Below are 22,468 nucleotides of genomic sequence, written 5' to 3' on the forward strand. Positions count from 1 at the left end.
CAGTGACGCTCCGGATGATACGGTGGCGCGTGTCGCCGCAACCTTGCACTCGGCCATTCTCGCATCGAGCAGTTGTTCGGCCCCATGGATACCCCCTTCCGATCTCATTCCATTCGCTGCCGAGCTTTCGTTTCCCAGGGTTTCCTAGCAGGCATTGACTAAATATACGAACAAATATACGAACATGTATCTCCTAAATCGGACCGATCAGGATCGGTTTGGTCAGAGATGCCGGTTTCGTGCCTTTCGGTCTCTGCGAGAGCAGATCCGATGTCGGTCGATACGCGGCAGAACGGATCCGCCACACCCGAGGATACAATGTACTATTTCGGATATTGCACTTGGCTCGACGATGTTGAGATCAAACGTTTCATGCCCGCCGCGACGCCCGTCACGAAAGGCTATGCCGCCAACCATGCGTTGAGGTTTCACGCAGCAGGCGAGCGCACCGACCGAGGCTGGTGCCACTTCTCGAACACGGCCGAAGCCTGGGGAAATAAAGCCCTGGGTGTCGTCTTCGAGCACGATCCCAAGCACTTCGAGGAGGACTACGACGATTTCGAACGGTGCTGCGTCACGGTCTATGGCGACGATGGCAGAACCTACGATTGCTGGACGTACCGGCTCATCACTCCTGGAATCGCCATGCGGCCGCCGAACTTCTATTGGGAGCACATCCCGACGGGAATGAAGCAATGGAATTTCCCGGAAGACTACATTGCCCAGGTCCAAGCCGTGTTTGACGCAGCCGCGCCCTGTCCTCGCGCGGACCGGCCGAACCCTTCGGCCATCCCGGGCCGCAGCGCGGCATCTCGCTGACCTCCTCTGTGGCAGACGACAAGTCTGCCGCTCCTTCGTCGATCCACAAAAAACAGAAGGGAACATCACGATGAAGTTTACAAGGTCACTTCTCAGTCTCGTTGGCGCCGTTGCCTTGCACTGCCTCGGGTCCACCGCGTCCCACGCTCAGGATGCAGCATCGCTCGTTCCGCAGGACATCCGATTGCGCGGCACGCTCAAGGTGGGCTCGCAGCAGACCTTTCCCCCATCGAATTCCGCGAGCCGGGAAAGCAGGTCGTGACGGGCGCCAGCGCGGATCTCCTGGCCGAGATCGCCAAGCGCCTGAACCTGAAGCTGGAATACATCCAGGCCGAATATGCCGCCCTGATCCCGGGGATCGAGGCCGATCGCTTCGATGTCGCGTCGGGCGGCATCAGCGATACGGAAGAACGCGAAGAAAAACTGGACTTCGTCAACTACATGCGCTCGGGAGGAAGCATTCTCGTTCGCAGCGAGGAAGCAGGTCTCTACAAGACGATCAACGATTTCTGCGGCAAGGGCACCGCAACATTGCTGGGCGGCCGCGTGATCATGGCAGCCGTCGAAAAGGCATCGGAAGGTTGCGTGGCCAAAGGCTCACAACCCATTCGCGCCGAACAGCTTCCCTCGGCCCCCGATGCCCGGATGCAGCTCGATCTCAAGCGAGTCGACGGCTATCTTGGGGACTTTCCGGCCCTCGTCTACATGATGTCGCAATTTCCCGGACGCTATAAGATCGTTGGCGACAACTACATCCTCACGCCCTACATCACGTCGTGGGGCTTCGCGAAGAAACGGACCGGCCTGCGGGACGCCGTGCAGAAAGCGACGCAAGCCATGGTGGCGGACGGCACGTACAAGGCCATCATGGCAAAGTGGGGCGTCGACGGCGCGGGCCTGTCGGAGATCTCGATCAACCTGCCGGCCGGCAAGCGCCAGTAATCAGGGCTACGGGTCATGACGATGGTGACGTGACTCACATTCCGACAACGCCGGAACTCCCGATCGTCCATCGCCGGCGTTGGGGTTCGTGGCTTCTCGGTGCAGCGGCCCTCCTGCTCGTCGCGACGATCGTCGCGGCGGGCATCCAGGCCCGGATCCTCGATCTCCCTGTGTTCCTGGACTATCTGTTCAGTCCCCTCATCCTGACAGGCGCGTTCAACGCCGTCATGCTCGGAACCCTGGCTCTTCTCATCGCAACCGCGATCGGCTTCGTGGCGGCTCTCATGCGCGTGAGCGGCAATCCCATTCTCGTCGCGCTCTCGTCGACCTACGTATATCTCTTTCGCGGCACTCCCATGCTGATCCAGTTGATCTTCTGGTTCAATGCGGTGCCGATCATGTTCAAGACGATCACCATCTGGCTGCCGTTCATGGATGCGCCACTCGTGAGCATGCCGACCACCGCCGTCGTGACGCCGTTCATTGCGGCCCTTGCGGGGCTCAGCCTGGCCGAGGGCGCCTACATGAGCGAGATCATCCGAGGCGGCATCCTTGCCGTCGACCAGGGTCAGCGCTCCGCGGCTCGCGCCCTCGGCATGACACAGCGAAAGGTTCTCCAGCAGGTGGTGATCCCGCAGGCCGGCCGAATCATCATTCCGGCAGCCGGCAACCAGTACATCATGCTGCTGAAGTCCACGTCGCTTGCATCGGCTGTCGGATATCTCGAGCTCCTGCGGATCGCGACCGACATCTACTCGTCCAACTTCCGCGTGGTCGAGCTGCTCGCCGTTGCTGCCTTTTGGTATCTGGTCATGACGGCCTTCGCGACCGCATTGCAGACAGCCCTCGAGAAACTCTTCCCGCAGCGCTAAGGACATGATGATGAAAGCCGCCGTTTCTGTCATGGATATCTCGAAGGCGTGGGGAACCTACGCGGCGCTGACGAACGTTTCGTTCGATGTCGCTCCGGGAGAGGTCGTGGCGCTGCTCGGTCCGTCAGGAGCGGGCAAATCGACCATTCTGCGCTGCGTCAATCATCTCGACACGATCACCGGGGGCAGGATCTACGTTCACGGAAGCCTGATCGGGTATAGCGAACGCGAGGACGGGCTCTATGAGCTTTCGGATGTCGAGATCAGCCGGCAACGCCAGTCGATCGGCATGGTGTTCCAGAGCTTCAATCTGTTTCGCCATCTCACGGCGCTTCAGAACGTCATGAGCGGGCCCGTGCATGTGCTGAACATGCCAAAGGGCAAGGCCCGCCAGATCGCTCTCACTCTCCTGGAGAAAGTCGGTCTCGGCCAGAAGGGGGATTCCTATCCGTCCCAACTCTCCGGCGGACAGCAGCAACGTGTGGCCATTGCCCGGGCGCTCGCCATGTCGCCGAAGGTCATGCTGCTCGACGAGCCGACGAGCGCCCTCGATCCTGAACTCGCACAGGAGGTCGTCGTCACGATCAAGGCCCTGGCCGAAGAAGGTCAGACGATGTTGATCGCGACCCATGATATGGGCATCGCCCGGGACGTCGCCGATCGCGTGATCTTCATGGAGAGCGGCAGGATCGTCGAGGATGCCCCCTCGAACCAGTTCTTCACGAGCCCGCGCAGCGACCGGGCCAAGCAGTTTCTCTCCCGTTTCTCGGCTCACTGAGCTATGGGCCTATTGGATCAACCGGATACTGAATCATGAGCAGCAGGAAGTCATCGCCAGGAGATTCAATCGCCACCGACGTGCGCACAAAACTTCGCAGCATGATCCTGGCGGCGGAACTCAAGCCGGGTCAGAGGCTCGTCGAGGAGGATCTGTGCGAGACGCTCGGCGTCGGCCGGACCCCGGTCCGCGAGGGGCTTCTTCTCCTTCAGGGCGAGGGCTTCCTGGCGCGAGAGCGGGGCTGGGTCGTCCAGGACGTCGATCGCAGCAAGGTTCATGCAATCTTCGAGAGCCGGGCCGCGATCGAAGGCGCGACCGCACGACTGGCGGCGCGACACATCTCCCGCGAGACCTGTGACGAGCTGCTCGCCCTGATCGAGGCCATGGAGCCTGCCGGCACGCTCACACGGCCCGAGCTGAACCGGATGAACACCGAGTTTCATGCCCGCATCGTGGAGAGCGCGAACAACATCTTCCTGGCGCAGTTTCATGAGCGCACGCAGTTCTACTATTGGATGCTGCGGGTTCCTATTCTGTTTGCCGAGCACGAGCTCATTCAGATGAACATACAGCATCGCCGCATCGTTCAGGCCCTGATCGATCGTGACGAGGACACGGCCGACAGGGCCGCCCGCGAGCACGTCGAGGCGACAATGGCCATCGTCGAGCCGGCACTCCAATTCTGAAGCAATCCGTTCTTGCGGGCGAAGTCCGGGCTTCCAATCCTCCGAGAAGCGGGACAGACGCTGCCATCGTCGAAAAGGCCGAAGCAATGACACCCTTGTTCAACAAGCTCCACCATGTCTGCATCGTCGTGAACGATCTGGACAAAGCCGTTGCCTATTACGAAGCGCTTGGCGTCGGCCCCTGGTTCGATTACCCGAAATCGGGAACCTACGTGGAGTTCGAGGTTCCGAACAAGGCCGCATCGGATGCGATGCGCTACAAATGCGTCGATCTCGAGAACGTCCAGATCCAGCTATGCGAGCCCGGCCCGCTGGACTCGCCCCAGCGTCGATTTCTCGAGCAGAATGGCGAAGGGGTTTATCATCTGGGCTTCGAGGTCCCCGATCGTGACGAGGCAGAAGCAACAGGCCGAGCTCTCGGCCTCGGCGTGATGGCCCGTGGAAAGCGGACCGACGGCTCGGGCTTTTGCTACTTCGACACGCGGCGCGGCGCGGGTGTCGTTCTTGAGATCCGCAAAACGGCCGGTTCCGACCACCACTGACCCCAGCCCTTTTCGGTCGGTCTCAATCTCGGAGATTCATGACCATGCTGGACCGAATTGGATATCCTGATCGTTGCCTCGGCTGCGTGTTTCGCCCAAAATGGATCTACGAAAGATAGCTGGCCTGTTAGCCACTGCTTCCACTGACAGATGATGCTAACGGTTTAACTTCATACTTAAATTCAACTTGTGATTACAAGCCTTATGAAATCGCGAGCCAGCGCACCGAGGTTTCTTCTCGTCTCCGAATTCACGTGAGAGAGCCTGTCTCCCCACTGCGCGGAATGGCACGGCTCGCCTTCTTGAGCCACAGGGCCGCCTGCTCATGTCGCCAGTTCAGCCGCAAGGCGCATTTAAAGTCGCTGATGGCTTTGTCGTACTGGCGAAGGCCGAGCAGGATCCGCCCGCGGAAGAGGTGAAAGCGGACGGATCGGGAGACGCTGGCACTGATGAACTTAGGCAGGATCAATCGACTGCTCCAGCATCTAACGAAACCGTACAGAGGCATCCTTCGCTGGGTAACGCTATCCCGTTCATTAGGCATTGTTTTTCCAAGGATTTAGGCTGGTTTCAGCCCGTTCGAGTCGGTTAGCGGGATGCCTTTGTTCAAGGTCACAGGAAAAATGGCATAGCTCTTCCGAGGCGGAAATCGGGACAGCGCAAGGCTTGTCGGAAAAACGTACGTATCGTACTTTCCTAAGGGAACGGCTATCCTGGTAGACGCATCGATAGACCCAAACGGTCCTTTGGGCGGCTGTCGAGACGGGCATAATCATGGCGGGTGTTTATTCGGAGATGGAGAAGACGACTCCTCCCGTGGCGGGTAATGGCAATACCGAAAAGCCTGTCGCTCACGATAGCCCTGTAATCGATCTTGTGATCAGGTCGACTGAGCTCGATGAGATGGAGGATCTCACGAGTTCGCTGCTCACTCCCAACAGATTGAGACCGTTAACGAGGAACGGTGCTTTCGACAGTGTGTTCCAAATCCACGGCTTACAGGATTTCTGCACCTTTGTGACCGGCTATGGTTGCTCGGTCGGTGTCAACCTCCAATACGAGCAGACAGATGAGCGGATGGGTTTTATCTTGGCGCCCAAAGGGAAAGCCCGCTTGAGCCTGGACGGGCGCGAATATGAACTGTCCGACCAGCGTGGCATTGCGATGATTGCTGGTGCCCCTAGAACTCTCAACTACCTCGATGATTGCGAGACCTCCGTTCTCGTGATGAACATGCGCAAGATGGCAGATTATTGCGCGAAGCTGCTGGCCTGCGATCTCGATAGAGATCTCCAGTTCGATACCGCGTTTGATCTGAGCAGCGCCAACGGCCAGAGCTGGGTGCGGCTGTTCCAGTATGCCACCGCCGAGCTCGCAAATCCGCATTCGCTGTTCCGAACCATCGCGGCCGCCCGTCAGCAACTGGAGCAGACGGTTCTGACCGGCTTTCTGCTCGGACATTCCCACACCTATTCGGACGCGCTGCTGCGGCCGCAATCCGCCGCCGTGCCCTTCTACGTCAAGCGCGCCGAAGCCTTCATCGAGGCGCACTTTTCCGAGCCCCTGTCCCTGGCCGACATCGCGGCTCATGCCGGGGTGAGTGCCAGAAGCCTGCAGAACGGCTTCCAGAACTTCCGCAACACCACGCCGATGGGATTTCTGCGATCGCTGCGGCTGAAGCGGGCCTATGAGACCCTGCTGCTGTCGGATCCAAGCACCGTCACGATCACCGAGATCGCCTTGCGCTGCGGCTTCGGCCACCTGGGCGAGTTTGCAAGCCTCTACAAGCGCACTTTCGGCGAAACACCACGGCAGACCCTTGCCAGGACCAGGGCACCCTAGAACGTCGCACGATTCCGAAAGGGGTAGACCTGGCGGCGCGCCTCTTCTGTCCAAGCCATAGGCTTTCCAAGCCAGCGTCACGTGTCCCCGGCTGGAGACTTGCGCGATGAGATTCGCGATCGCCAATTGGCCTATGGTGTTGCGCGTGTGAACGGAGACGAGCGCAATCTGCGTCGACAGCATCACAGGCTCCAGGTCAAGCGGCTGTCGTGGAACGCGCGGATTGTCCTCTTACGCGCCGAGCCCTGCCGTGAGGATCCTGCCGGATTTCAGCGTTGCGACCAGCCCTGCCCGTGCACGACGGTGGCACCGCGTTGACGAACAGAACCCCAATCCCTCCGAAAACCTCTTGGCGGCACGAAAAAGCCCCGGCGTCGTGCGCAGCCGGAGCTCGTGTTCGCAAGGAAGGTGTCCTCAGATGAAGAACAGTTCCTTGTGGGTGAACTTCTTCATGGCGTTCTTGTCGAAGGTCGCAAGCTTAATCGCCGCATTCGAGCCGCTCCCGTCGGCATCGTAGGAAAGGGTATACTTCTTCTTATCGAGAACAAAGAAGTCATCCTTATCCTTCGCTTTCGATCCGATCGTGAAGAATTTGCTGGCCAGAGCGGCGGGCTTCATCTCGCTTTCCTTGCCGATGGCCTTGTAAAGAACCTTGTTTGCTTTCAACAGGGAGTTCTCAACGAAGATCCGATCCTCTGCAGCATTGTAAGTCGTGACCTTGTCGGCATTCGCAGTTGAGAAGCGACTGTCGAAGACGAATGTGTCGTAACCGGCATTGCCGCTCAACGTATCCTTGCCTATGCCGCCGGTAAGCCTGTCATCGCCGAGGCCACCCGAGAGAGTGTCCTTGCCGAGCAGGCCCGCAAGCACATCGTTCCCGCCCTCGCCGGACAGCAGGTTGGCTCCGTCGTTGCCCGAGATTGCGTTGGCGGTGGCGCTTCCCGTGAGAGTGATGGCGCTCGTCCCCGCTTTCGCCAGCAGGATTTCCACCTCCGACGCCGCACCGAGCGTGAAGCTCTCCGACGCCGTGACCGTGTCGACGCCTTGCCCCGCCAGCTCCGTCACCATGTCGAGACCGTCCACCACATAGCTGTCGTTGCCGACGCCACCACGTAGATCGTCCCTGCCGGCGCCCCCGTCGATAACGTCGTCGCCCCTCCAGTCGGTGATGGTATCGTCTCCGGCCCCGCCGAGCAGCCGGTCGGCCCCCTCGCCGCCATCGAGCTGATCGCGCCCTGCACCGCCGTCCAAAGTATTGGCGCCGGTATTGCCATACATCGTGTTATCGAGCTCGTTGCCGGTGCCCGAGAAATTCCCGCTCCCTTCGAAGGCGAGATATTCCAGGTTGGCCCCGAGCGTGTAACTGGCCGATGCGAGAACCCGATCGAACCCGGCGCCGGAATCGACGATCACGTCGCCGGCATTGTCGACCCAGTAAAGATCGCTGCCCGCGCCGCCGTCCATGCGATCCGCACCGGCGCCACCATGGAGAGAATCGTCCCCGGTCGATCCCACAAGCGTGTCGTTGCCCGCGTTGCCACGGATGAAATTGTTGAGTTCGTTGCCGGTGCCGCTGAAATTACCCGCACCGGTATAGGTCAGGTCCTCGACATTGCTCGCGAGCGTGTAGAGACTGAAGCCGACAAGAACCGTATCCCGCCCCTCGCCCGCCTCCTCGTGAACGGTGTCGCTGGCATCGATGATGTAGGTGTCGTTCCCCTTGCCGCCCCAGAGATCGTCGGTGCCAGCGCCGCCATTGAGAGTGTTGCTCCCGTCGTTGCCGATAATCGTATTGGCGAGGCTGTTTCCCACAGCGGTGAGATTGGCGGTGCCGGTCAATTCCAGATTTTCGACATTGGCGCCGCGCAGGCTCAGGTTGAAGCTGATGCTTGAGACGATCCGATCGGAGCCTTCGTTGACTTGTTCATGGATGATGTCGAGTTCGCTGTCGACGATATAGGTGTCGTCACCGGTCCCGCCATCGAGCTGGTCCAACCCTTCGCCGCCGACGAGGGTGTCAGCCCCAGCGCCGCCGATCAGGTGGTCGTCACCAAGGCCGCCGAGGAGGCTGTCGTTGCCGTCGCGCCCGTCGAGAGTATTGTCGCCGTCATTGCCGAGGATCGTGTTGGCGAGGGCATTGCCGAAGCCGTCGATATCCGCCGCCCCCTCCAGGGTCAGGTTCTCGATATTGGGAAAGTCTTCGAGGTCGACGGTCGAGGAACTGATGATGGTGTCGTTGCCGCCGCCATTCACCGCATCCTCGTCCTCGATCACGTCGTCGCCGCCGGCGAGGTGATAGACATCGTCGCCCCTGCCGCCGCGGAACGTATCGGCCCCGCCACCGCCGATCAGCGTGTCGTTACCCTCGCCGCCGTCCAGAAAATTGTCATTCTGGTTCCCGGTCAGAACGTTGTCGAGGTCGTTGCCCCAGCCGTTCGTCGCGCCGCCGACCAGGATCAGCTTTTCGACATTGTCTTCCAGCTTATAGGAGAAGGTTGCAATGGTGGTGTCGAAGCCGGAACCTTGAACCGCATCCTCGAAGACTCGATCTCCATCCTCATCGACAAGATAGGTGTCATCCCCCAGTCCACCGCGGAGCGTATCGGCGCCTTTGCCGCCGTCGAGCGAGTTCGCGCCTGCATTGCCGGTAATCTGGTTGTTCTGGTCGTTCCCGATCACATTGGCGTCGCCATCCTGCGGCAGCAGGGCGAAATCCACGTCCGTTGAAACGAGGGTATAGGTGTTTGTAACAGGATCGTGCGTCGCCATGATGAGAATGCCCCCGAAATATTATGATATTTCATATCTTGCCCCTTGGACAGGAACAAGCGGAAAGATGCGCTGCCTGGCGGCAGGACCAGAGGGGAGCGCGCCGTCCTGAGGATCGGCACCTCATACGGAACCGCACGCCCGGATTCAACGATGCGCTCATGATAGAGTGCGCATCGCCATCGATCCCGAAATGTGCGTCCATTTTTTCAGCTCCGACGCTTGAGGAGAGGGCCGCCCGGCACGGCCCGGCATCGCGTCGGATGCGGCAGCCGGCAAGCCCATGGTCTCCGAAAGCCTCGGACCTCACCTGAATCGTACGATCCGAGATGCCCTTTCGTGCCGTCAGGCCGCATCACCAACGACGATCCGGCGCCGGTCGTGCAGTTCGGCACGGCCAGTCCGCAAGTACTCGGACAAGATCGCGAAGGGCAGAGTCACCAGGACAGTCGAACCAAGCAAATCGCGTTGTGCTGGCTTCACGCCTCAGGATCGGCGCTAATGGGATGGCAAGCTCGAGAATGGTGCCCATCGCGCGACAACGATTCATGTCATCCAGACATCTTCCGCGTCCACTTCTTGCGGCCGCGGTAAAAAGAAGACCCCGGCGGTCAAGCCGCCGGGGTTTGCGATCGGATATTTCTCACCCTTAGATGATCTTGAAGTCGTCGAAGGTCAGCTTGAGGCCCTTCTTGATCGTGGCGATCTCGACGGCTGCAGACTTACCCGTGCCATCGGCATCGTAGTAAAGGATGCCCTTCTTCTTATCATAGATGGTGTAGTCCTTGCTGTCCTTGGCCTTCGATCCGGTGACGAAGGACACAGCATTCAGGGCTGCAGGCAATGCTTCCGAACCGGCCTTCCCGAGCTTCGTGAAGATTTTGTTCTCGAGCCAGATCGTGTCGTCCGCGACATTGAAGTCCATGATCTTGTCGAGGTTGGCCGTCTTGCTCGGCTTCTGGTTGAAGACGAAGACGTCCTTGCCCTTGCCACTATACAGCTGATCGTTGCCGGCCTCGCCGTAGAGGATGTCGTCGTCGGCGTCGCCCTTCAGAAGGTCGTTGCCTTTGCCGCCATACAGCTTGTCGTTGCCGGAGCCGCCATAGGCCTTGTCGTTACCCGCATCGCCCTTCACGAGATCCCTGCCGGCCTCGCCCTTCAGGGTGTCGTTGCCGGCACCGCCAAAGAGGCTGTCGATGCCGTCGCCGCCCTGGAGGGAGTCGTTGCCGTTCTCGCCATAGAGCTTGTCGTCGCCGGTGCTACCCTTGATGGTGTCGTTGCCGGTGCCGGAGCCACCTTTGAGGATGTCGTCCAAGAGGCCGCCATTCAGCTTGTCGTTCTTTTTCGTCCCCTTGATGTTCAAGGTGGTCTCGTCCTTGATGCCGATGGTGAAGACCTGCTCGGTCGTGGCTTTGCCGTCGCTCGCCTCGACCTTGATCTGGTGCGACGGGACGTCTTCGAAATTGACGCCCAGTCCTGCCAGCACGAGCTTGTTGCCGTCGATCGCGAAACGGCCCCCGGCATTGTCGAGGAGCTTGTAGGTGAGAGCATCGCCATTCGCATCGGTCGCCGAGAGCGTGCCGACGACATCCTTGCCCGGAACCGCGTACTCGGACAGGAGCGGAGCGTTCAGGCTCAGCGACAGGCCCGTCGGAGCCTGGTTCTGAGTCGGAGGCTGTTTGTTGACGACATCCGTGATCACCTTCAATTGACCGTTGGTGGCAGTCTTGTCGCCATCGGATACCTCGACTGTGAAAGTCGTCTCGACCGTTCCGGAGTTCTGATTAGGCCGGTCGGTGGCATTGAACCGGAGGTTGTCCAGGATCAATTCGAGCTCGCCGGCCGTCCGGTTGACGAACTTATAGACCTTCTGACCGGCGATGCGCTCAGGATTGGGAAGGTTGACGCCGACGAGATCGCCGTCATCCTCATCGAACTTGATCGTCACCGTGAGCTGATCGCGTTCGATGTCGTCCAGGTCGAAGCCGCCGAAGGCATACACAGCGTCGTTGATATCATTGACGTGGAATGTCTTAGGATCCGAGAGGTTGATTGTCGGCGCCCGATTCATCAGGGCCGTCGATACGGTGATCTGATTGTTCTGCGCCGGCGAGCCCTGATGATCGATGTCCCACACCTTGACGGTGAAGTTGGTGTCGACGATACCGCCGTCGCTCCGATTCTTCGCATCGAACTTCAGTTCGTCGAGGATCGCGTTCAGGACGTTCTTCCTGCCCGTGAATTCGTAGACCTTCGTGATCCCATCATCGCTCTTGACGGCGATGACCTGATTGTTCTGGTCACGCAACTCGCCATCATTGCTGGCGAACGAGATCGACATCGTCAGGGGGTCGTCTTCGAGGTCGCCTACCTGGATGTCGTAGAACGCCTTCACGGCTGGCCCATTCGCGGTGGCGCCAATGATTTGTATTCCGCCGTTCACGTCGATCGTCGGCTTCTGGTTCTGTGGCGGTGTCACGTCGTTGACGGTGATCGAGATCGGGGTGGTGCCCGAGGGCAAGGAGCCGTCGGTCGCCTTCACGTTGTAGGTGAAGGTGTGGCTGGCCTCGTTCACAACCTGGATCTTGGTCGCATCCTTGACCCTGACCACGCCCCCGACGATCTCGAAGGCGCCGTCCAAGCTGGTCGTGGTGTTGGTGTCCGCGAACACGAGGCTCGGAGCCGTCCCGTCCGGATCGGTCGCCGTGATGGTGCCCACCTGCGTGCCGTTGCCGGCGGTCTCGGCAATCGCACCGAGCGAGGTGTACTGCGGCGCATTGGGCGCCTCGTTCACGTTCGTCAGGTTGATCGTGAAGTTCTGCGTCGTGGACTGGCCGGTGCCGTTGAGGTCGGTCGCCGTCACGGCCACGACGAAGCTGTTGGTGCCCTCGAAGTTCAGCACCGCCCCGTTCTTGACCAAGATCTGGCCCGTCGTGGCGTTGATGTCGAAGTTGCCGTTGGCCGCCATCGCATAGCGCAGCGCCGCCGTGCCGCCGTTGTCGTCGGCCGTCACCGTGCCCACGACCGTGTTCGTGCCGGAGTTCTCGGCCAGGGCCGCCGTGGTCCCGCCCGTGGTCAGGCGGATGTTCGCCGGCGGCGTGTCCGCCGGCGGTCCCTCAGGCTCAATGTCTTGCATGTAAACGTCAAAGGAGGTCTGTCCAACGAAAGTATTCGGATTGCTAGCGTCTGTATAAAATTTAAAAGTTATAAATTCGAACCTGGCTCCTGTAAGACCTTCATTATAGCCGAAGTCTTCATCCTCATAGTTGAAGTTAGAATTTCCGCCATTGCTAGCAATCAAATAATAGCCCGTGACACCATTGTATGTTCCATACCAAAGATCAAACCGGCCATAATCTCTGACATCGGCTGCGAGCCGCGAAATCTGTAGTCCCGCGACCATTTCTCCTTGAGTGCCTACAATTTGGCCAAGGATGGTGCCTGTTGGAATATTCTCGTCAACGCCGATTTGGAAATTATTTATTTGCGTCTGGTGGGCGTTATTGTGAGAAACCGCCTTGAAGATGATAGACATCCTGTCCCCCTACGAATTGATATAACGTTAAGATACTTCTTAAAGGGAAGAAAGAGCTGATACAAGCCCCCTCTTCCTCAGGTTCAGATCACGAAAAAGAACTCATGCGTAAGCACTGGAGCCGGATTGCTGGCATTGATCCGGAATTGTGCGAACAGGATGGGGGCGTTTGTTCCGGCATTCCCGTTGAAATCGTAATAGAGCTTGCCGGTCGTTGGATCGTAGATGATCCGGTCGTCCGCATCCTGAGCTGTAGTTCCCTCACGGAAGGCGCCCTCGCTGAGCATGCCGACCTCACCGACGTTATTCCCGAAGACGGACCGTGACAGAAGGATCTTGTCTCCCTCGCTGATCTTGAAGTCCATGATCCGGTCCACGTTCCTCGTGCTCGACAATGTGGAGTCGAACACGAACGAGTCCGCTCCTAGACCGCCCGTCAGGATATCGTTATCGATGCCGCCACTCAGGCGATCATTGCCGTTGCTGCCGTTGAGGATGTCGTTGCCGGCACCTCCAGTAAGGGTGTCATTTTCCTGCGTTCCGGTGACGTTCTCCGAGAACGTATCCTCCACGTTGAGGGTGATCACGTGTTCGACTTCCGTATGGCCATCGCTGACCTTGACCGTGAAGGAGACCGTACCGCCGGTAGCGCGAACCTGTTCGAAATCGATCTTCGTGCGGTCCTTGACGCGAACCTCGTTTCGAACGATCTCAAACGCTCCATTCCAATCGGCGCCAGCCTTCATCGTCCAGGTGAGCGCATCCGTGTCGGTTGCCCGGAGGATGCCGACCAGATCTCCGGTGGGCAGATGTTCGCGGACGTATGTCTGACTGAGATGGATGTTCGTCGGAGCCTGATTGTCCCCGTCATCCACCGCGATCGACTTCACGTGGATGTTGGTGTTGCGGGCGGAGGAGTTGCCGTCGCTCACGGTGATGGCGAAGTCTGTGATCACCTGCGATCCGACCGGATCGTTGGGACGGCTCGCGGCGTGGAACTTCAGGCCCTGCACCGCAGCCTGGACGTCGGCGATCTTTCCCGAGACGGTGTAGACTCCGGTCTGAGTGTTGTAGATGCCGCCTCCGAGGAATTGGTCATCGAACCAGCCTTCGCTGGGCGAGTCGAGCGCGATCGTCACCGTGATGTCGGTGCTGTCCGGATCCATGAACTTCACATTCCCGAAGGCTTGCGCGAAGGGCGTAACGACCTTGTCGTCATCGACCGCGATCTGGATCCCGGCCGCCTCGATCGACGGGGATGCTTTGGACGGATCGTCCTTGACGTCCTGGACGTAGACCTTGAGGGCCTCCGTCAATGACCGGTTGGAGCTGTCCGTCACCTTGACCGTCACCTCGTAGTACTTGCCGTAGAAGTCGGTCTTCAGATCGTCCTTTTCCCAGTCGAGCTCCCCGAGGGTCTTGAGGACGACCTGGTTGTTGACAACGGCGAGGACGAAGCGGCTGTCCCTATCCCCCTCATTGCCGTTCTGATCCACGATCTTGTAGGTGAAGGTGTCGCCCACATCCGGATCGAAGGTCTTGAGGATGCCGATCTGCTGGTTGCCCAGGTTCTCGGCCACGAAGTTCGGCTCCAGGGCGATGTCGACCGGGGCGTTGCCGGGATTGGGGTGGTTCCGGCTCGTGGTCACCATGACCTCGTCGGACACGGCCGGGTGCCGGGAATCCTGCACCGACAGGGTGAAGGTGGTCGTGACGGCACCGTTGACGGCGAGATTGTCGGCCGGATTGAAGGCCAGGCCGTGCAGCAGGGCGTCGAGCTGATCCGCATTGCCTGTGAAGATGAAGGTGCGAATGCCCCCGCTGACGGAGCCGAGATAGCCGTTCGTGCCCTCCAACTTGCCGTGGCTGTCGGTGAAGGAGATCGTCAGAGTGAGGTTGTCGTCGTCCTTGTCCGACAGGTCGACCGTGAGGAAGGGCATCACGTTCGCGCCGTTGTCCACCGCATCCGTGGTGTCGTCGCCGATGACGATCGTCGGCGCCCTATTGCCGGGTTCCGGATCCGCGGTGGTGTGCACCTTCACTTCGTCCATCACCGGCGGATGGTGCCCGTCGTCGACGCTGATCTTGAAAGTGGTATCCCCCGCGACCTGCGGGTCGAAGCTCAGCTGCCGCAGCAGGACGTCCAGAGCGTCGGCCTTCAGATTCACGAAACGATAGGTGATGGTCAGGCCATCGGATGACAGCTCACCCTGGACCGTAGTGCCCTTGAGCTGACCCTTCCCTACCGCGAACATGATCGTCAGCGTCAGGTCGTCGTTCTCCTTGTCCGACAGGTCGACCCCGCGGAACAGGTACACCGACGCCCCATCGACCGTCGCGTCCGTCGTCTTCGTCGCGGGAGCGATCCAGAGGACCGGCGCCATGTTGTCCGGGCCGCCCGTGACCTTCGTATTCACCGTCACGTTCCGCGAGGTGTAGGCGAAGTCTTCGTCATAGAGCAAGACGCTGAAGCTAATCGGAACGACAGTGCCTAGTGGACCGAGATTGTTCGCGGGATTGAAGGCCAGGAGCTTGAAGTATTCGGTCACGCGGGCCTGATTGCCCCTCGCCCAGATCGTGCCGTACTCAACGTTGTCCTTATTTATCTCGATATCGGCGAAGTCGGCATCGTTCGGAAGAACGAACTGCCCGCCGTACGGCACATCCATGGCGATGTTCACGAGGATCGAATCACCGTCTATATCGACGAAGGTCAGATCCTTGAAGGGCGCGACAACATCCTTGTCCTCCACGGGCCATTCGGTTTTGCCATTCGGATCGACCACGATGACCGGGGCGATGTTGTCGACGTCGTTCATGAAGATCTTCAGCGTCTGAGACGCGGACCAGTTCCTGCCGTCCCAGGCCGAGACCTTGACCTCGTACCAGCGGAGAGTGCCGTCGGTGTGCGGAGCGTCATCGAATTCGAGGGCGTCGTTGACGTAAAGGCTCCAGGCTCCGTTCTCCTCCTTGAGGTAGAATTTGTCGGTCGGCTCGTCCAAGCGGTACGCGACGATGGGATCATTGTTGAGGTCATGCGCGCCGAGCGAGCTGACGATCTGGTTTACGCCGATATCGTCGTTGACCTCTGTGCTCGGGGTGCCCGTGATCGTGAGGACGATCGAATCGGGCGCGCGGTTGGCTACGACGGACGTGACCGTGATGTTCGGCATTAGCGAGACGCTGGCTCCAGCCTCATCGTGAACGCTGATCCAGAAGGTGACGATATCGGTCGCGTCCCTCGCGTCTCCGTCCCGATCCGCAGGGTTGAACTTCAGCGCCCTCACGGCCGCGAGCACATCCGCCACCGAGCCGGTGAGAGTGATCGGCCCGGAGACCATGCTTCCGTCGGCCTTGATGAAGGCGCCACCGTACTGGCTGTTGGCCGTGATACTGACGGTGATATCATCGTTGGCATTGGTATCGTTGAACGTGATGCCGGTGAAGGGCGTCACCAGATTGACGTTCTCATTGTCGGCGATGGTGAGGTTCGCGGTGGCATTCTCGATCGTGGGAGCGCGGTTCTCCACCTGGGAATTGACCACGATGCTGTCATTCGTGGCGAGTACTGTCTCCGTGGCATCGTCGACGAGAGACAGATGGAAGGAAATCGGCACCGAATTGCCGACCTCGCCGTCCGGGCGGTCCTTCGGGTTGAACTTCACATAAGGCAGAGCGGCGATGGTGTCCTGTATCGACCCCATAAGCTTCAGAACGCCCGGTGTCGTTGCATCGATAAAGTCTTCATACCACCACGGAATCTCGCTGAGATCGAAAGCGCCCTCGTTCGGGTCGAAGGTGATTTTCAGGTAGACGCCAGACTGGCCGCCGTCGAGAATCGTAACATTCGTGAACGGCGAAGCTATGCCGGTATCGAGCACATCCGTTTCCGGATCATCCACCCAGAGATAGGGTGCGCTTTCGACCGTGAACTGATAGGTCGCCGTGACGAAGTCATTTGGATGATCCTTGTCGTAGGTGATGACTTCGAGGGATTGCGGCCCGAGCTCATCCGGGCTCAAGGCTTCCTTCACGGTGATCTGGCCGGTGAACTCGTTGATCTTGAACTTCCCGGACTCCAGCAGGCCGTTCGAGAACTTGTACCTGTTCTGAAGGAAGCTGCTGTTACCGCTGTTCTGATCAGGATCGATGGCCTCGGCCCGGACGACGGATGAGTCCGGCGCCGCATTGATGAAGATCTTGGCCGGCGCATCCTTGAACTGGATCCCGGTGGGAACGTCGTTGGCGTCACGCAGGTTGATCGTGAGCTTCTGAACCGGACCCTGGAGGCCGTTGGGGTCCGTTGCCCGCACGTAGATATTGAGAGCCTGTGCGGTCTCGTAATCGAGATGCGCGTCCGGCGCCAAGGTGATCGCGCCCGTATCCTGATTGATCACGAAAAGGCTGTTGTTGTTGCCGGCTTCCGGCACGAAGCTGTATTTAACAGCTTGGCCTTCCGGATCCTGAGCCTTGATGAAATACGGGAAATTGATCGTATTCTCATCGACCTGAACAGACGTTCCTCCGGTGTCCCAGGTAGGCGCATTCGGCGCACCGTCGACGGAGGCCCTGACGATGATCTCCTCGTTCTTGACGGCTTGGTGAGAGTCGTCCTTCACGGCGATGGTGAAGTTGGTCTGCCTGACCACGCCATCCGACGGATTGAAGAAGACCTTTTGCTGAAGGGCGGCATCCAAGGGAGCCTGCTTGCCGATCAAGGTCCAGGTCCGAACGCCGTTCAGGACGCCGCTGTCAATGACCTGAACGCCGGTAACGGGTTGAATCTCCAGAGTACCGTTCACCTCGAGGAAGGAGATCGTCACCGTCAGAGTGTCGTCGTTCGCATCGAAGAGATCGACGCCGCGGAACGGCAGCGCGAGCTGTTTGTCCTTGACGTCCGTCACCTTCGTATTGTCCGCCACGGTGATCGTCGGAGCCGTATTGCCGTTGGGGCCGCCGGCGATCTCGGTGATGACCTTGATCTGCGAGTTCGTGACCGCGCTCTCGGCATCCTGAAGACCGATCGTGAACTGAGTCGTATTGGCCACCCCGTCCTTGGGGTTGAAGGTCAAGCCGTGCAGGATGGTTTCGAGGGCGCCCGCCTTCCCGGTGAAGGTATAGGTGACCACGCCGTTCAGTTCCGACATTCCTGTGGCGGCATTGGTGTTCAACAATTGTCCGTCCGCGGCACGGAAGGAAACTGTCATCGTCAGGAAGTCATCCTCGTCGTCCCCGAGGTCGACACCGGTGAAGGGCGACACGGGTGCGCCGGTATCGGTCGCGGGGGTCGTCTCGCTGTTCGCGGCGACTTGGATCCAGGGCGCGCTGTTGCTGCCGTCGCCATGAGTCGCGATGACCTTGATCTGGTTGTTGCCGACAGCCTGGTTCTTCGGGTCCTTCACCGTGATGGTAAAGCTGGTCGTCACATCATTGGGATCCGCCGAATCATTGGCGGGATCGAAGGTCAGGCTGTGCAGGACGGCATCGAGCCTATCGGCCTTGCCCGTGAAGGTGAAAGTTCGGATGCCGTTCACAACCGTGCTGGTGCCGGCTTCGGCATTGCCGAGTGTCCCCAGATCGTCGCGGAACGAGATCGTGAGCGTGAGCGTATCGCCGTCGGCATCGTAGAGATCGACGCCCCTGAAGGCGAAGACGGCCGGGCCGTTGTCCGTGGCTTCGGTGACTGCCGTGTCCGCCGCGACAGTGATGACCGGGGGCGTGTTCGTGCCACCACCACCTCCGCCAGCGACTTCCGTGATGACGGTGATCTCGTTGTTGGTAATAGCCTGATGCGCCCAGTCCTTCACCGTGATGGTGAAGTTCGTTGTGTTGGCGAAACCGTCAACCGGGTTGAAGGTCAAAGCCCGCACGAGGTTCTGAAGGTCCTGGGCAGAGCCCGTGAACTTGTAGGTTATCACGTCGCCGACGACGGTCGTTTGGAACGAACCGTTGATGTTTCCGATCTTGCCATGGGAATCGGCGAAGGAGATCCAGAGCTCCAGTTCATCGCCATCCGCATCCGACAGTTCGACGCCGCTGAACGGATTGACGGGCGTGCCCGTATCCGTCGTATGGGTGATTTCCGTGTTATCGATGACGTTGAGCACCGGCGCGGCATTCGAGCCGCCGCCGCCGGCGAGTTCGTTGACGACCTTGATCTGCGTGTTGACGACAGGCTGGCTGTCATTGTCCTTCGCCGTGATGGTGAAGGTCGTCGTGTTGGCGTAGCCGTCAACCGGGTTGAATTTCAGCCCGTGCAGGATCCCCTGAACGACGGAGGCTTTGCCCGTGAAGGTATAGGTGATGATGCCATTCACCGAGCTGCCCGTAACCGGCGAGCCGGTCAGGATACCTTCGCCATCGTTGAAGGAGACCGTCACCGTCAGGGAATCGTCCTCCGCGTCATGCAGGCTGACGCCGGTAAAGGGCGACACGGGCGCCTGGGCATCCTGTGTCGTCGTGATGTCCGTCCCCTGAGCGACCGTGATCGTGGGAGCCTTGTTGTTTTCGCTGTTGCTGGTCGATGTGATGACCGCGATACCGTTGGTTTCGACCGGCTGATGCTTCAGATCCGTCACGCCGATGCGGAAGTACGTGGTGTTGGCGACGCCGTTCCGGGGATCGAACGCCAACTGATCCATCACCGAATTCAGGTAGGCCGCCGATCCTTGCAGGGTATAGGTCCGAATACCGTCTGAGAGGGTGCTGCCAAGGTTGGGGCCGGTGAGGGTGCCGTGATCGTCCACGAACGAAATCATGACCGTCAGTTCGTCGCCCTCGCGGTCCGAAAACTCGACCCCCTTGAAAGGGTTCACCGCAGGGCCGTTGTCTACGGCGCGCGTGACTTTCGTCTCGGGGTCGATCGTGATCGCGGGAGGTGCATTGACGACTACCTGGAGTCCATCGTGCGTGATGAGGGAGAGCCCATCCGACAGGGTCATGTGGAAATGGGTTGCATCCATTTCCCCGTCTTCCTGGTTCCAGATCAACTCAGCCAGCAGGTTCTGAAGATGGCCTGCCGTGCCCTGAAACGTGAAGGTTCGTGTCAGACCGTCTGATGACAGAGTGCCTTCGACACCGCCTGTATTGCCCAGCTTGCCCTGCGCTTCCAGGAACGAGATCGTGAGAGTGAGTTGATCGCCTTCGCGGTCGAAGACCCGGACCTCGGCGAACGCGTTTACCGCAGGGCCATCATCGCTCGCATATACGGTCGGGTGCAACACTTGAAGCTGTGGAGCCGCATTGTCCACTGCCATCACATTGACCTGCGTATTCCTGCCCGTCATTCCCCACTGATCTTCGAGAGTAATGGTAAAGATGGTCGAGGCCGCGATGGCAGGATCAAACCCGATCTGGTGCAGGATATCCTGCAACTGGCTCGGTGTGTTGCCGGTGAAGGTGTAGGTCTTGGTGCCGTTATTGGTCTCGACCTTGGTCGGCAGCACGGGCGTGATCAGATCGCCTCTATCGCTAAGGAAGGCGATCCTCAGCGTCTGAGGGTGCGCAAGGTCGGGACGGTCCAAATCGTCGGGATCCGCCAGTGTGACGCCCGTGAAGGGATTGACGACCTGATTGTGGATCGTGGCGGAGGTGCTTTCCTTGCCCGCCTGGACCGTGATCGTCGGCGTCTCGTTCTCATCGCTGATAGACCAGGTGTAGCTCCCGGAGACCGACGCGTTCGCGTGGAGCGGATCCGTGACCGTGATTCCGAACGAGATTGATTTGAGCGTCGCATAGTCGATGGCGGGGGCACCCTGCTTGATCCTCAGGCCAAGCGTCGGGGAGGAGTTGTCGATCTCGAAATACTGGGCGCCCTGGCCCGTGACCGTGTATTGAAGATTGGGCCGGTCTTCAGCGTCGTCGTCGACAAAGATATCGGCAATTCTCCTACCCGGCTGAGCGCCCTCACGGACCCATTCTCCGAATTCTACGCTTCTCAATCGAAGATTGGACGGATTCTCCTGTTGATCGCGGAGCAGGAGACTGAACGTCGCGTCGGTCGTGGATGCTCCATTCGCACTCCGCGCCACCATATCGATGGGATAGCGGTGGTTAGCATAGGCTTCGTAGTTCAGAGCAGCCGGATCCTTCACCCTGAGGTAAGCGTTGGCCGTCCCGTTGTTGACGATCTCGAATGTTTGCCGATCGAGACTATCCCTGAAGTCCCAGACGAGAAAACCGCCTTCCCGGGACGTTCCGGACAAATTGCCGACAAACGTGCCCTGTTGCGAGTTCTCGTCGATGCTGGTCCCCGAGAAGGCGAGGCCTGTGGGCCCTTCCCAAGCATCCTCCAGTGTAATAAGGAAGGGTTGCTCGCCCTGGTTGTCAAAGAAGTCAGTCGCTAAAACGGTTATGGTGAACTGGTGGTTGGAGCTTGCATATGCTTCGTAGTCCAGTTTGGACGCGTCCTTGACGTACACTTCCCAAGTAGTTGACGCGCCAATCCTCCTCGCGCCGAGAGCTCCAGTCTGATCAAGGACCCCATAGAACTTGATGGGACTTGCATCCTTCGCAGACAAGATGCCGAGGCTGTCACCGGTGGCAAAGCGGCCTTCGGCAAACGTCTTGGGGCCGGCGAAGCTAATCTCCGTCGGCGGATCTTCTTCCCGCTCTGGAGGCGGCGGAGGGGCCGCCGTCACGACCGGCGCATCGCCCGTCGCCAGCGCGGTGTGCGAAGACGAAGCCGCGTGCTCGTCGCTGCGGGGCGCGGAATTCATGGGAGCAAGATCGGATGCTCCCGCCTCCGAGGCCGAGTGCTTCTCAGGCGAGGTCTTTTCAGTCGCGTTCGAGAGGACGACGGGTTCAACCTTGCCGGGCGTCAGGTCGTGACCAAAGGCGCGCGCCTCGGACTGCGCCGGAGCTTTCTGGGCCTTCCCACCGGCGCTCTTGTCGGCAATCGCCTCGTAAGCCTGGATCGACCGCCGCCCTTCATCCGGATCATGCGCCATGGCGAGACCCGGGGCACGGCTCGGATCGTCATCGTTGGGGGCGGGAGGCGTCTCGGTCGCCGACATGTGCGTTGCCGCACCGCCAGTGAGCGTATCCTCCAGCACGTTGCCGATATCGATAGACTCGCCGATGACATTCTCGAAAACGGGCTTGTTCATGGTGACGTCCCCCTTAGCCTCTGCCGCTACGCACACTCGCCCGGACCCAATAGGCCAGGCTGGAATGATCTAATATTACGTAACATATCCCGGCCGTCGAATTAGGCAATGATATAAAGTAAATTTACTTAATCTACCACTGGTTGTTACCGGTGCGCCGCAACTGACCATCAAAGGTTGCCGTAGGGGAGCTGAAAGGTGAGAAGCTCGGCCTAACCGCGATGGGCAAATTCCTGCGGCCGGCAGGCTGAACGGCTTGGATTCCCTGGAAATCTGCGACCTGTCGATCACGGCGGGCCGCTCGTTCGATCCGGTGGCGAGGCTCCGCCCATGACCGCCCGATCGTCCGCGCAGGACGCTACAGATTTGCAAGCAATCGTTTGCTTCGATGCAAACTCGCCAGCCGCTGCGTAGCTAGGGCGGACACAATGCCCGTGCGCATTTGTCCTTTCGGGCATGACAACCCTCCCCGTCATTCCGGGCGGCTCGCACGAGCCAGGACCGGTGGCGCGTCCGGCGCCGCCCCTCTCCCGTTCCGAAGAGAGGACGAGCGCTACACTGTCATCCCCGGCAGCC

Annotated in this window: 11 protein-coding genes; 7 read left to right on the forward strand and 4 right to left on the reverse strand. The window is 59.6% G+C overall.

All coding sequences use genetic code 11. The features are described from left to right. Positions 1 to 270: 270 nt before the first annotated feature. The 6 genes from ACD578_RS18190 to ACD578_RS18215 all read left to right on the forward strand — a co-directional run bounded on the left by ACD578_RS18190 (position 271) and on the right by ACD578_RS18215 (position 4,639). Entirely contained in the window at positions 271 to 819 is a 549-nt protein-coding gene (locus tag ACD578_RS18190) for a gamma-glutamylcyclotransferase family protein (RefSeq protein WP_404287229.1), read from the forward strand. 258 nt (positions 820 to 1,077) lie between these two features. After that, entirely contained in the window at positions 1,078 to 1,761 is a 684-nt protein-coding gene (locus ACD578_RS18195) for an ABC transporter substrate-binding protein (RefSeq protein WP_404287231.1), read from the forward strand. A gap of 29 nt (positions 1,762 to 1,790) precedes the next feature. Next, positions 1,791 to 2,633, forward strand: a complete 843-nt coding sequence (locus tag ACD578_RS18200) for an amino acid ABC transporter permease (protein ID WP_404287233.1) — start codon at positions 1,791 to 1,793, stop codon at positions 2,631 to 2,633. Positions 2,634 to 2,643: 10 nt separating this feature from the next. Beyond that, on the forward strand, positions 2,644 to 3,411 hold the full coding sequence (locus tag ACD578_RS18205) for an amino acid ABC transporter ATP-binding protein (RefSeq protein ID WP_404293940.1): 768 nt from the start codon (positions 2,644 to 2,646) through the stop codon (positions 3,409 to 3,411). A 35-nt stretch (positions 3,412 to 3,446) separates the two neighbouring features. Further along, entirely contained in the window at positions 3,447 to 4,097 is a 651-nt protein-coding gene (locus ACD578_RS18210) for a GntR family transcriptional regulator (protein WP_404287235.1), read from the forward strand. Positions 4,098 to 4,183: 86 nt separating this feature from the next. Further along, positions 4,184 to 4,639: a VOC family protein gene (locus ACD578_RS18215; protein WP_404287237.1), complete on the forward strand. Its 456-nt coding sequence runs from the start codon at positions 4,184 to 4,186 to the stop codon at positions 4,637 to 4,639. A gap of 250 nt (positions 4,640 to 4,889) precedes the next feature. On the opposite strand, the gene ACD578_RS18220 is transcribed toward ACD578_RS18215, so the two are convergent. Beyond that, positions 4,890 to 5,108, reverse strand: coding sequence for a hypothetical protein (locus ACD578_RS18220; protein ID WP_404287239.1), 219 nt, complete (start codon positions 5,106 to 5,108; stop codon positions 4,890 to 4,892). A gap of 434 nt (positions 5,109 to 5,542) precedes the next feature. Here ACD578_RS18220 and ACD578_RS18225 point away from each other — a divergent pair, with 434 nt between their 5' ends. Continuing rightward, positions 5,543 to 6,481 (forward strand): AraC family transcriptional regulator, encoded by a 939-nt coding sequence (locus tag ACD578_RS18225; RefSeq protein WP_404287241.1) that lies wholly within the window; start codon positions 5,543 to 5,545, stop codon positions 6,479 to 6,481. 414 nt (positions 6,482 to 6,895) lie between these two features. Here the strand turns inward: ACD578_RS18225 and ACD578_RS18230 are convergent, their stop codons facing one another. The 3 genes from ACD578_RS18230 to ACD578_RS18240 all read right to left on the reverse strand — a co-directional run bounded on the left by ACD578_RS18230 (position 6,896) and on the right by ACD578_RS18240 (position 21,892). After that, positions 6,896 to 9,250 (reverse strand): calcium-binding protein, encoded by a 2,355-nt coding sequence (locus ACD578_RS18230; protein WP_404287243.1) that lies wholly within the window; start codon positions 9,248 to 9,250, stop codon positions 6,896 to 6,898. A 649-nt stretch (positions 9,251 to 9,899) separates the two neighbouring features. After that, the gene (locus ACD578_RS18235; RefSeq protein ID WP_404287245.1) at positions 9,900 to 12,386 is read right to left on the reverse strand and encodes a cadherin domain-containing protein; all 2,487 of its coding nucleotides are present in this window, start codon (positions 12,384 to 12,386) and stop codon (positions 9,900 to 9,902) included. Positions 12,387 to 12,868: 482 nt separating this feature from the next. Then, positions 12,869 to 21,892, reverse strand: a complete 9,024-nt coding sequence (locus ACD578_RS18240; RefSeq protein ID WP_404287247.1) for a hypothetical protein — start codon at positions 21,890 to 21,892, stop codon at positions 12,869 to 12,871. Positions 21,893 to 22,468 lie beyond the last annotated feature (576 nt).

The sequence above is a fragment of the Microvirga sp. RSM25 genome (genome assembly GCF_044784385.1).
Classification (GTDB): domain Bacteria; phylum Pseudomonadota; class Alphaproteobacteria; order Rhizobiales; family Beijerinckiaceae; genus Microvirga; species Microvirga tunisiensis.

What these genes read in the sequence shown, in the direction of transcription:
- ACD578_RS18190 (WP_404287229.1), top strand. Translation starts at nt 271, where the DNA reads ATGTCGGTCGATACGCGGCAGAACGGATCCGCCACACCCGAGGATACA.
- ACD578_RS18205 (WP_404293940.1), top strand. Translation starts at nt 2,644, where the DNA reads ATGAAAGCCGCCGTTTCTGTCATGGATATCTCGAAGGCGTGGGGAACC.
- ACD578_RS18210 (WP_404287235.1), top strand. Translation starts at nt 3,447, where the DNA reads ATGAGCAGCAGGAAGTCATCGCCAGGAGATTCAATCGCCACCGACGTG.
- ACD578_RS18215 (WP_404287237.1), top strand. Translation starts at nt 4,184, where the DNA reads ATGACACCCTTGTTCAACAAGCTCCACCATGTCTGCATCGTCGTGAAC.
- ACD578_RS18225 (WP_404287241.1), top strand. Translation starts at nt 5,543, where the DNA reads ATGGAGGATCTCACGAGTTCGCTGCTCACTCCCAACAGATTGAGACCG.
- ACD578_RS18230 (WP_404287243.1), bottom strand. Translation starts at nt 9,250, where the DNA reads ATGGCGACGCACGATCCTGTTACAAACACCTATACCCTCGTTTCAACG.
- ACD578_RS18235 (WP_404287245.1), bottom strand. Translation starts at nt 12,386, where the DNA reads ATGCAAGACATTGAGCCTGAGGGACCGCCGGCGGACACGCCGCCGGCG.
- ACD578_RS18240 (WP_404287247.1), bottom strand. Translation starts at nt 21,892, where the DNA reads ATGAACAAGCCCGTTTTCGAGAATGTCATCGGCGAGTCTATCGATATC.